Annotated in this window: 10 protein-coding genes; all 10 read right to left on the reverse strand. The window is 51.9% G+C overall.

What is annotated here, in order from left to right:
* Positions 1–39: 39 nt before the first annotated feature.
* Positions 40–978 (reverse strand): quinolinate synthase NadA, encoded by a 939-nt coding sequence (gene nadA, locus EV294_RS27730; RefSeq protein ID WP_132312912.1) that lies wholly within the window; start codon positions 976–978, stop codon positions 40–42.
* A 251-nt stretch (positions 979–1229) separates the two neighbouring features.
* Positions 1230–2192, reverse strand: a complete 963-nt coding sequence (locus EV294_RS27735) for an ABC transporter permease (protein WP_132312913.1) — start codon at positions 2190–2192, stop codon at positions 1230–1232.
* Positions 2189–3283, reverse strand: a complete 1095-nt coding sequence (locus tag EV294_RS27740) for an ABC transporter permease (protein WP_132312915.1) — start codon at positions 3281–3283, stop codon at positions 2189–2191. The genes EV294_RS27735 and EV294_RS27740 overlap by 4 nt, the downstream gene beginning before the upstream one ends.
* Positions 3284–3289: 6 nt before the next feature.
* Positions 3290–4837, reverse strand: coding sequence for an ABC transporter ATP-binding protein (locus EV294_RS27745; protein ID WP_132312917.1), 1548 nt, complete (start codon positions 4835–4837; stop codon positions 3290–3292).
* Between the two features lie 110 nt (positions 4838–4947).
* Positions 4948–6015: a BMP family lipoprotein gene (locus tag EV294_RS27750; protein WP_132312919.1), complete on the reverse strand. Its 1068-nt coding sequence runs from the start codon at positions 6013–6015 to the stop codon at positions 4948–4950.
* A 328-nt stretch (positions 6016–6343) separates the two neighbouring features.
* Positions 6344–8356, reverse strand: coding sequence for an ATP-dependent zinc metalloprotease FtsH (gene ftsH / locus EV294_RS27755; RefSeq protein ID WP_132312921.1), 2013 nt, complete (start codon positions 8354–8356; stop codon positions 6344–6346).
* A 103-nt stretch (positions 8357–8459) separates the two neighbouring features.
* A complete protein-coding gene (gene hpt / locus EV294_RS27760; protein WP_012772064.1) occupies positions 8460–8999 on the reverse strand; it encodes a hypoxanthine phosphoribosyltransferase in 540 nt (179 codons plus the stop codon).
* Between the two features lie 54 nt (positions 9000–9053).
* Positions 9054–10481, reverse strand: a complete 1428-nt coding sequence (gene tilS, locus EV294_RS27765) for a tRNA lysidine(34) synthetase TilS (protein WP_132312923.1) — start codon at positions 10479–10481, stop codon at positions 9054–9056.
* A gap of 54 nt (positions 10482–10535) precedes the next feature.
* Positions 10536–11453, reverse strand: coding sequence for a serine/threonine protein kinase (locus tag EV294_RS27770; RefSeq protein WP_132312925.1), 918 nt, complete (start codon positions 11451–11453; stop codon positions 10536–10538).
* The gene (locus EV294_RS27775) at positions 11437–12165 is read right to left on the reverse strand and encodes a vWA domain-containing protein (RefSeq protein WP_132312927.1); all 729 of its coding nucleotides are present in this window, start codon (positions 12163–12165) and stop codon (positions 11437–11439) included. The genes EV294_RS27770 and EV294_RS27775 overlap by 17 nt, the downstream gene beginning before the upstream one ends.
* Positions 12166–12217: the final 52 nt, after the last annotated feature.

Here is a 12217-nt window from a genome sequence, read left to right on the forward strand (position 1 = left end):
GTAATGCGCCTCCAAGCATAGGAGTAGCGCATGCTCCTCCTATTTAACGAGTAACATGCGCTCCAGGGACTTACGAGCTTGTTCCGCTACATGATCGGGAACGTAAATTTGAGGCTGCATGGTTTCCAGGCATTTCACCAGCTTCTTCAAGTTGTTCACTTTCATGTTCGGGCAAACCAAATATTTGGATGCAAAATGGAAGGTCTTGTTCGGGCTGTCCAGACGCAGCTGGTAGCCGGTACCGTCTTCCGTGCCGACGATAAACTCCTGACAATCCGACTCCTTGCAATATTTAATAATGGCTGTCGTGCTGCCGACGAAATCGCCAAGCTCCACAACCTCGGGGCGGCATTCCGGATGCACGACGAATTGCGCGTTCGGATACTTCGCCTTCATTTCTTCAACGTCTTTCACGGTAAGCATATCATGGGTGTTGCAGTAGCCTTCCCAGATAATCATTTTCTTGTCGGTGTTCTGCTGCACGTAATGGCCAAGGTTTTTGTCCGGTACCCAGATTACTTCATCGCCCTCAACCGAGTTCACCACTTTAACGGCGTTGGCCGAGGTACAGCAAATATCCGTTTCCGCCTTGATCTCCGCGGAAGAGTTAATATACGTAACGACGGTCGCGTTCGGATGCTGCGCCTTCAGCTTGCGCAGACCGTCCACGTTAACCATGTCGGCCATCGGGCAGCCGGCGCGTTCGTCGGGAATAATGACGGTTTTGTTAGGAGCCAGAATTTTGGCGCTCTCTCCCATAAAATGAACGCCGCAAAAAACAATAACGTCCGCGTCGGTTTGTGCAGCCTTTTGCGCAAGCAGGAACGAGTCCCCGCGGAAATCGGCCACCTCTTGAATTTCGTCTCGTTGATAATAATGGGCAAGAATGATGGCATTGCGTTCCTTCTTCAATTGCATGAGCCTTTCACGCAGTTCACGATTCTGTTCCGCCTTGCGTTCCAGCGCCAGTGCTTCCACAGTTGATCCTCTCCTCTTATGAGGGATGGGCGATAAGTCCCATTCCGATTATGGCTACCCAGACTTTGTGAATTGATGCACAAACTATTTCAAAGTCAATGGCTATTTATGATTCTTTTGTTAAGGTTTAATTTACTCCAGGCGCAGGATGCTGTCAATGTATTTAGACAATAAAAAAACCTCTTCTCCACAGCAAATTTTGCATGAAGTGGAGAAGAGGACGTAAACCGCTGCCGGAATACGATTTTCGGCTACCTTTTGGCCGGATCGTACGGCTCGCCAAGCGCGCCCGGCGCCGCCGAGCGTCCCACCGCGCCCGCAAGCACAAGAAGCGTCAGCAGATACGGCAGCATGTAGAAAAATTCATTCGGAATATGATGCGACCATTCGAACAGCTGCGCCCAGTTCCGGAGCGCCTGCGCCATCCCGAAGAAGATCGCCGCTCCGGCTACGCCAAGCGGATTCCATTTGCCGAAAATAACGGCCGCAATCGCGATAAAGCCCTGCCCGGAAATCGTATTATGGGCAAAGTTGCTTGTTGTTGTCAGGGCGATCGTTGCTCCGCCAAGACCGGCCAAAGCGCCGCTCAGCATCACGCCGATATAACGGTACTTCGTTACGCTGATGCCAACCGTATCAGCCGAGCTTGGATGCTCGCCCACCGCTCGGAGGCGAAGGCCGAATGTTGTACGGTATAGCACGATATAGCTGAGAATAACAACCCCGATCACGATATAAGTGGTTGGGTAAGCGGTGAAAATACCTTTGCCGAGCAAAGGAATATCCGACAGCCCCGGTATGGCGACCGGATTAAATACATATTCCAGCGTGGTTGTTTGTCCCGAGCCCTCATAGAGGCTCTTCGTCAGATAGATGGCAAGACCCGCCGCCAAAATATTAATAACGACGCCTACAATGGTCTGGTCGGCTTTGAACGTTATCGTGGCAACCGCGTGCAGCAAAGATACCACAAGTCCAAGCACCAGACCGGCAAGCAGTCCGATCCATGGCGCGCCATGCTTCATTCCGCCCTGAATGGCTTGATCGGCGAATACGGCAGCCCCAAAAGCGCCCGCGATCATAAGTCCCTCAAGACCGATGTTCACGACCCCGGATCGCTCCGAGAACACGCCGCCTAGTCCGGTGAAGATCAAAGCGGTTGAGAAGACAAGCGTAATGCTGATTAACTGTCCGATTGTATCTAGTGCGTTCACAGGGCACTGCCTCCTTCCGACTTGCCTTTATTCGAACGGCGAGCCATAAACGGCTTCAGGAAGAACTTCACGAGACCGTGCGAAGCGACAAAGAAGATGATGGATCCGATAACGATCCGTACGATCTCCGGTGGCACATTCGCTCCGAAGCTCATGCCGGCCGAGCCGTAGCTTAAACCGCCGAACAGCACGGCGCCAAGGAATACGCCGATTGGCGTATTGCCGCCAAGAAGGGCAACCGCGATGCCGTCGAAGCCATAACCCCATGACGCGGCCATAACCGTCTGGTAACCAAAGACGCCAAGAATCTCGAATACGCCGCCAAGTCCGGCGAATACGCCGCTGATAAACATCGAGGTAATGATCGTACGGTTTACGTTCATTCCCGCATACAGCGCGGCATTCGGGTTGAGGCCAACCGCCCGGAGCTCGTAGCCTTTCTTCGTGCGCCACAAAATGACGTAAAACACAATCAAACCGATGATTGCGATGAGCGTCCCCCAATGCATGCGGGCATTGCCCATGCTTTCGGACAGCCACTTGATCGATACAAGCGCCGATTCGTGAACCGGCTTCGATTTCTGCTGGCCTTCCATAACGAGATACGTGCCTACGATATAGTTGGACAGGAAGAGGGCAATCCAGTTCAGCATAATGGAGGAGATAACCTCGTTAACGCCTCGGGCCGCCTTCAGGTAACCGGCGAGCGCCGCCCACAGGCCGCCAAACAGTCCGCCTACGATAATCGCAAGCGGCGCGTGGATATACCATGGCAAATCAAGCGTTACCCCGATAATCGTGGCCCCCGTCATCCCCATCAGGAACTGACCGTCGGCACCAATGTTGAAAAGACCCGTACGGAAAGCAAAGGCTACCGCAATACCGGTAAAGATAAGCGGCGTAATCGCACGGATTGCTTCACCGATATCGTAAGGACTGCCGAACAGCTTCTTCACCAAAGCGGTATAAGCCATCCAAGGATCGTATCCGCCCGCGAGCATCGCAAGCGCGCCGCAGATGAGACCTAGGATGATCGCCACAAGAGGCACAAGGAAGGAAGACTTGTCGAATATTTTTCTCATCGTGTTCATTTCGTTCTACTTCCTCCCTTCTGCAGTAGCGGCGGCAGCGGATGCATCGCCCGCCATCATGAGTCCAAGCTGCTGATCATCGCGATGATCGGCATCCACTTCGCCCATCAAGCGGCCTTCGTACATAACCGCGATCCGATCGGACAAGGAATACAGCTCATCGAGCTCAAAGGAAACGAGCAGAATCGCTTTGCCTTCATTCCGCGCTTCGACCAGCCGCTTATGTACGTATTCAATCGCGCCGATATCGAGACCGCGCGTTGGTTGAACGGCAATAAGCAAATCCGGGTTCTTCCACAGCTCACGGGCGATAATCGCCTTCTGCTGGTTACCGCCGGAGAGCGAGCGCGCTTTCGCATGGATACCGGAGCCGCGAACGTCAAACTCGTTGACCAGCTTATCGGCCAGCGTATCCATTGCCTTAAAATCGATAAAACCGTTCTTGCCGAACTGCGGGTCGAAATAATTGCCCAGAATCATGTTCTCGCTTAGCGTGAAATCAAGGACGAGACCATGCTTGTGCCGATCCTCCGGAATATGGCTTACCCCGGCTAGAGATATCTCGCGCGGCGTTCGATTTGTAATATCCTTGCCGTTCAGGCTTACGCTTCCGCCGTTTACGCCGCGCATTCCCGTAATCGCGTAGATAAGCTCGCTTTGGCCGTTGCCGTCAACCCCTGCGATGCCAAGAATCTCGCCGGCGCGAACATCAAAGCTGAGGCCATCGAGAACCTGCTTGCCCTGATCGCCTTTCATGCGCAACGAATCAACGGACAGCACAACCTCGCCAGGCTCCTTTTTCGATTTCTCGATCTCGAAGGTGACGTCTCTGCCGACCATCAACTCGGCCAAATGCCGCTCGTTTGTTTCCGACGTTGGAAGGGTGCGAATAACCTTGCCTCTGCGAATAACGGTTACCGTATCCGCCAGCGCCATAACTTCCTTCAGCTTATGGGTAATCAGAATAATCGACTTGCCCTCCGCCGACAGGTTGCGCAAAATTTCGATCAACTCTTCGATTTCCTGAACCGTCAGTACGGCTGTCGGTTCATCGAAGATCAGAATATCGGCGCCGCGGTACAAGGTTTTCAGAATCTCTACCCGCTGCTGCATGCCAACCGTAATATCTTGAATCCGCATTTGCGGATCTACTTTCAATCCGTAACGTTCGGAGAGCTCCCGAACTCTGTGGTTTGCTTGTCTATATTTCAGAAACCCAAATTTCGACGGCTCGTTGCCGAGCACGATATTCTCTGCAACCGTAAATGGCTGCACAAGCTTGAAATGCTGATGGACCATGCCGATCCCAAGTTCAATTGCTTTGCCCGCTCCGTCAATGACGGTCTTGTTGCCGTTAACCCAAATCTCGCCTTCTTCAGGCTGATACAAGCCGAACAGAATGTTCATCAGCGTCGATTTGCCCGCCCCGTTCTCGCCGAGCAGTGCATGAATCTCGCCTTTTTTCAATTCAAAATTGATGTTGTCATTGGCCACTAACCCTGGAAAACGTTTCGTTATCCCTTTTAGTTCAACAGCCGTTGTGCTCCGGTCCATTCTTTCATCATCCCCCCGGGGTTTCTACCTGTATGGCAAAAAAGGACAAGACCGGCTTACTGCCGGCCTTGCCTTGACACAGCGACATTAAATCATTTTCGCAAGGAAAATTATTTAACTGGCACCGTAATCTCGCCGCTGATGATTTTTTGTTTGTACTCTTCCACTTTCGCAAGAACATCAGCCGGAACGTTTTTCGTCGAAGTCTCAGGCAAACCTACGCCATTGTCTTTCAGACCAAGCGTAACCACTTTACCGCCTTGCCATGTACCGTTAATCAGATCCGTCGAGACTTTATATACAGCCGCTTCTACGCCCTTCATCATGGAAGTCAGCGTAATTTCGTCGCCGAATTCAAGCGATTGGTCTTTGTCTACGCCGATTACCCATACGTCTTTACCAGCGTCTTTACGGGATTTCGCTTCGTTGAATACGCCGTTGCCGGATGCGCCGGAAGCGTGGAAGATGATGTCGACGCCAGCGTCATACATCGTTGCAGCGGCTTGCTTGCCAAGGTCAGGCTTCGAGAAGTCGCCTACATAATTGATTTTCATGCTTTTCGCAGCTTCAGGGTTAACCGCTTCTACGCCTGCTTTAAAGCCGGCTTCGAATTTTTTGATAACCGGAATTTCCATGCCGCCTACGAAACCGATTTTGTTTGTTTTCGTCATCAAGCCGGCAACAACGCCAACCAGGAAGGAGCCTTCATTTTCCGCGAAAGATACGGATTCAACGTTAGGCAGATCCACTTCGGCATCGATAAGCGCGAATTTGGAGTTTGGATTTTCGGTTGCAACCTTGGTCATCGCATCCGTAAACAGGAAGCCGATCCCCCAAGTCAGATCATATTTCTCCGATACGAAAGCCTTCAGGTTCGGCTCCATGTCGGCATCGCCTTTGGATTCAAGGTATTTTGTTTCGGCGCCGGTATCAGCCGTTACTTTCTTCAGAGCTTCCCAAGCGCTTTGGTTAAAGGATTTGTCGTTAACGCCACCAACGTCCGTTGCCATGCCAATTTTAAGTTTAGAGGCCGCTCCAGAAGTTCCCGGGGATGCAGCACCTTCGTTGCTGCCTTTGTTAGAGTTATTGGTGTTGTCATGACTCTTGCTGCCGCATGCGGACAAGACGAATGTCAACGCCAGGATGATCATAAGCATTAAACCAACTTGTTTCTTCATACCTGTTCTCTCCCCTGCTTTTTATTTGTGTTTAGGGCAAATGCACTATCTTTATTATTCTTGATGTCCAGCGCCACTATTCTCCTTAATTATAATTACAATCTAACAGCCGTCAATCATATTATGTCAACTAATTTGACACAGAAATTTTGTTCAAAAGGAACCACGCTGTTTATGTAACATTTGTGCTATGAATTTTCTGAATTTTCGGATAAGAATCTTACATCTCCAGGATACGTCTCTGGTTAATACCCCTAAAACCCAAACGGCAAACAAAAACAGCTGTCCTTCGTTTGCTATCAGGCAAACATCGGACAGCTGATTCTTATTAAGATCCTTTGTTCGGATCTTCGTCGTCTGGTTTTTGTTCATCCAGCTCAGGAGGTGTAATCTCGCCTGCATCGCGGGTCTGAATACGGACCTTCACGCCGCCGATCGTATCAACGATTGGTTCGGAAGAGGATTCCGCCGCACCGCTGCCTTCTCCTGCAGACTCATCTCCGCCTTCAAGGCCGCCGGATTCAATCAAATTCTTGATTTGCTCAAGCTCGAGCGTTTCTTCTTTAAGAAGCGTTTGAGCGATCAGATGTACTTCTCGGCTCTTCTCCGTTAATAACTGCTTCGCACGGTTGTAGCAATCATTAATGAAGAATTGCATTTCCTGATCAATCTCGTAAGCGATCTTATCGGAATAGTTCTGCTCATGCCCAAGATCTCTGCCCAGGAATACTTGGCCTTGCGATTGGCCGAACTGCATCGGGCCAAGCTTGTCGCTCATACCGTATTCCATGATCATGCTGCGAACGATACCGGTCGCTTGCTTGAAGTCGCTGTATGCGCCAGTACCAATCTCGCCGATAAACAATTCTTCCGCAACGCGTCCGCCAAGCAGACCCGTTACTTTATCAAGTAGCTCCTGCTTCGTTACGAGCATACGGTCTTCCTTCGGAAGCATGATGACGTAACCGCCGGCACGGCCGCGCGGAATAATCGTGACTTTGTGTACCATGTCCGCATGCTCCAGGAAGTAGCCGACGATGGTGTGGCCTGCTTCGTGGTAAGCGACGATGCGTTTCTCGCGATCGCTGATGACACGGCTCTTCTTCTCCGTACCAACGATTACGCGGTCAATCGCCTCGTCAACCTCTTGCATGGCAATGTCTTTCTTATTGCGACGGGCTGCAAGAAGCGCTGCTTCGTTCAGCAGGTTCTCGAGATCCGCGCCGGTAAAGCCTGTCGTACGTTTCGCAATCACATCTAGCTTCACGTCTTTTGCCAGCGGCTTGTTGCGCGCATGGACTTTCAGTACCGCTTCGCGGCCTTTCACGTCTGGACGGTCAACCGTAATTTGGCGGTCGAAGCGTCCCGGGCGAAGAAGCGCCGGGTCAAGAATATCCGGACGGTTCGTCGCAGCGACGATGATAATGCCTTCGTTGGCGCCAAAGCCGTCCATCTCAACGAGCAATTGGTTGAGCGTTTGCTCGCGTTCGTCATGTCCGCCGCCAAGTCCGGCGCCGCGCTGACGGCCAACCGCATCGATCTCGTCGATAAAGATGATGCACGGAGCGTTTTTCTTCGCATTCTCGAACAAGTCGCGGACGCGGGATGCGCCGACGCCGACGAACATTTCCACGAAGTCCGAACCGGAGATGCTGAAGAACGGTACGCCAGCCTCGCCGGCTACCGCGCGGGCAAGGAGCGTTTTACCGGTACCCGGAGGACCCACAAGCAATACGCCCTTCGGAATACGCGCGCCCACGACGTTGAATTTGCGAGGATCCTTCAGGAAGTCAACGACTTCGACAAGCTCCTGCTTCTCTTCGTCGGCACCCGCCACATCCTCAAATGTAATGCGCTTCTTCTCTTCGTTGTACAGCCTTGCACGGCTTTTGCCAAAGTTCATTACTTTGCCGCCGCCGCCCTGAGCTTGATTCATCAGGAAGAAGAACAAAATAAATATGATCACAAACGGAATTATGGAAGTAAGGAACGTAAGCCAGATGCTGGGTGTATCCATTGGCTTGTAGTTCAGCTTAAATCCGTATTGCTTCTCTGCATCAAGAATATCCTGCCCCGCTTCTAGACCGATACGCGAGGAGAAGTTCTTTTCTCCGTTTTTGGAGTCCGCAGGCGGTTCTTTATATTTACCTGAAACCAAATAAGTATAACCATCGTACTTCACGGTCAGCTCTTCCACGTTGTTGGAACTGATTGCTTGGCGAAGCTGATCGTATCGAATTCCGACGGTAGTATTATTTTGGCTGCTGATAAACTGAATAATCCCAACCGTTACTAAAAAGATGATCAAATAAAATCCAGTATTACGGATGATCCGATTCATCCCCTACCTCCTCTCAAGACGCTTTTAATATTTTAACATAGCATGACTTTCCATCTCAATAGAACCAAGAGTGAGGGGAGACATGCCGGTTTAACCGCAAATTCTATTTCTCGTAAACTTCCGGCTTCAGAATTCCGATGAACGGAAGGTTGCGGTATTTCTCTGCGTAATCGAGGCCGTAGCCGACAACAAACTCATCCGGCAGCGAGAAGCCGGTGTAGTCCGCTTCGAGATCAACCGAACGGCGTGCAGGCTTGTCGAACAGCGTGGCAACCGTAACCGACTTGGCATTGCGGCGCTCCAGCACATCGATCAGGTAGCTCAGCGTCAGACCGCTGTCAATAATATCTTCGACGATCAGGACGTCGCGCCCTTCCACGGAAGCATCAAGATCTTTAATAATCTTTACGACGCCCGACGATTTGGTCGAAGCCCCGTAGCTCGATACCGCCATAAAATCGATCTCAAGTTTAATCGGCATCTCTTTGACCAGGTCAGACATGAAAATAAATGCACCTTTGAGGACGCAAATAACGAGCGGATTACGCCCATCGAAGTCGCGGCTTAACGTTTCGCCAAGCTCCTTCACCTTCGCCTTGATTTGTCCTTCGTCGTAGAGCACCTCTTTAATATCGTTCAACAAAATGTAAATCCTCCCATATCTTTCACTTTATAATTATGAATACAGCAGTGCTTCTTATTCGTTCTCCATCCGAATGAACAGGAAGTCCGTTGTCTCATGGCCGGTTTGAGCATGGCTTGAACGTCGTATCCCCGGAATCCAGAGCAGGCGGTTATTCGCATCAACAAGCAGCGGATATCGCTCACGCTCGGACGGCGCGATCTTTTCGTCAACGAACATATCTTGCACTTTTTTGGACCCATTTAATCCTAAAACCTGAATTCGGTCGCCAGGCTGCCGATTACGCACCGTAAGCGGAAATACAAGCTGATCTGCGTCAAAGCACACCTCGCTCCGTCCCGCAGGTTTTACCGCTTCACCCCGCTTCAGCCGCTCGATATGAAGTACTCTTCCGCCGGCTGTCATACGCACCGACCTCGAATCCCCGGAAATGGAAAAGGCATAGCCGTCTTCGGACGTTCCCGATGCGTTAAGCACTCGCACCCATCGGATGCTGCCATACTCTCGGATGCACCGAACACCCGAGCCTGCATCGTATCGCCAGGTACTCGGGGCTGCAGGGGCTGCCGCAAGCCTCATCGTCTCAATCGCGTCAAAGGAGGCAATATCTGCATCCTTCGAAAGATAATTTAATATTAGTTTAATCAATCTTCTTTGTAAAGCGACATGAAGACCGGTCAGTTCACCGGCATTAAGCTTGCATTCATCCGGCGCCAACGTAACAAGCGATGTAAAGAGCCGCTGTCCTTCCAGCTCCATCCATTCGTCCTCCGCCCCCGCCACATCGGCGATCCGCCTTAGAGACTGATTAAGCTGAGGATTAAATCGTGAAAGATAGGGAATAACATCCAGCCGAACGACATTCCGAAAGTAATATCGCTCATTGTTGCTGCTGTCGAGGCAATACGGAACATCCTGCCCGGAGCAGTAGCGCACAATGTCTGACTTGTTCATACGAAGTAATGGTCGAATAAGTTCCACGTTTTTTTCTTTCCGTTTCGCGGCTATTCCCGCGAGTCCGGTTAAGCCCGCTCCGCGGATGACGCGCATCAGCACCGTCTCCGCCTGGTCATCCGCATGATGGGCAAGCGCGATGGCGGATGCTCCGTATTTTACCGCAATTTCATGCAGAAAGGCATAACGCCTCTCACGCGCCGCGGATTGCGCGTTCATTCCCGTTTCCTCTATGTATGCGGGCATGTCGAGCTCGATCATCTCGAAGGGTACGCCCAGCCTCTCCGCATATCGGCGGACAACCTCCGCCTCCTGCCGGGAAGCCTCCTTGCGGAAGCCATGATTAACATGAGCCGCAATAAGCGTGAGCTGATCCTGCCGGGCTGCCAGCCAAAGCAGATGCAGCAGAGCCATCGAATCGGGACCGCCGGATACGGCAGCCACGATCCGGTCGCCCTTTGACCATAGCTGTTCGGTTGCTGCGTATTTCATCATGTCGGTCAGCAGCTTATGGTCTCCCGTTTCCATATGCGTATGTATCTCCCCATTCCCCTTTTAGTATATGTTTCTTCTATATATCAGCTATATACCACTTCGAAGCAGCCAGTAAACCGAAAGGCCGAGCACAACCGCCGAAACGGCGGCGAGCCCTTTCAGCCAGCCTGGCGTCTTCGCGCTCTTCACCCGCGTATCCTTGCGGTGCAGCAGTCTTCGCCAGGCCTCCGCTCCTTCCGAAGCGTCAAAAAATTGCCCGCCGAGCGCCTGCCTCAGCCAGCCCGCTACGGGAACCAGCCCTTTGCACTCGCCAATTAAGCGTTCCAGCTCTTCGGTTGAACGGATTTGCGGCAGCCCTCCCGTCAGCGCGTGAAGCTTCTTCGGCTCATGGAGCATGATGCATAGCACGGCGAAGGAAAACAGATCGTATCTGGCATCCGCCGATCGCGACCCTGCATTCCAGAACCCGCGGTCATAGATTTCGGTAAACTGGCGGATCCCTTTGCCCATCGCCGTAACGCCGCCGTAATCAACCAGCTCTACGTATCCGTAATCGGCAACCAGCACGTTATCGATCTTCAGATCGCCAAACACCCAGCCCTTACGGTGAAGCTCGGCCAGCTTGCCAAGCAGGTTAAGACCAATGAGCGGAAACCACTCGGGCCCGTTTTTCTCCAGGAACTCGGAAATCGTTACGCCGCGCACGTATCTCATAATATAGAAAGGATACTCTTTGCCACCCTCTCCAAGCAGGTCATCTACTTCATAAAGGTAGGTCTGCTTCCGGTCCTGCTTCTCGAGCGCCTGCAGAACATTAATCTCCGACTGCAAATCAACGGCGTCCATCCCTACCTTTAGCGCGCACCAGCCGCGGTCAGCATGAACGAGATAAACCTTGCCGTTCGCTCCCTCTCCAAGCAGCCGCTCGACTCGATAACGGGAATGATTCCATTTCCCCGTTACAACCGCACCGCGTCGGAGATTCAACTTAAACGACGTAGTCACTCATCATCCCATCCGTTTCATCGTTTCTGCTCTTCTTACCATAATCCCCCTGCCGGTAAAAATCAATGACCTGCATCATTGCCGGACCCGTTGGCGTTGTCCCGCTCATGGGGAATTTCGTAAATATAGAAGAAATGCCTTTCAGATTATCGGTCCAATCCAGATCCAGCTTGCAGTCCTCGCCGTGCTTGCTGCTTGGGAAATGGAATACGGCAATCTCGCTTTGCCCCTGTCGCGCCTGCAGGCTTAGCATAAGGTCATGAATCGCTTCTTCCACCGCGCGAAGCTTCGGCTTCATGCTGGCGCTTGCGTCAATCAGCAGGGCAACCTGCAGCTTGGACGTCTCGCCAAGCTCGTCGATAACGCGGACGACCTCGCTCCGCTTCTCGGGTGGGAGCGCCTCGATCGAACCGTTGCCAAGCACCTGCTTCAATTCCTTTTGGACTGCCAGCTGAATCGTTTGAACCGCCGTTTTTCTCGTCATCATTTGAACCGTCTGCGACAGCTGCCGCATATTCACAAGCCTGCTCAGACCGCCTCCGGCACGGGCAATCTCTTCTATTTCCGATGCGCCAAGCTCTCCCACATCACCATAATCAAGAATACCTACCACGTTGACCGCGATGCCTTCCGCCTTCGCGTGCGCCGCCGCTACAACCGGACTCATTCCGACGTTGGAGCAGCCGTCCGTTACCAGCAATATTTGTTTCATTATTTCTTGCCTCCTCTTCAAACAAGCATGACCTCTCTATCAGTTTTGCCGT

It is taken from the genome of Paenibacillus sp. BK033 (genome assembly GCF_004345425.1).
Classification (GTDB): Bacteria; Bacillota; Bacilli; order Paenibacillales; family Paenibacillaceae; genus Pristimantibacillus.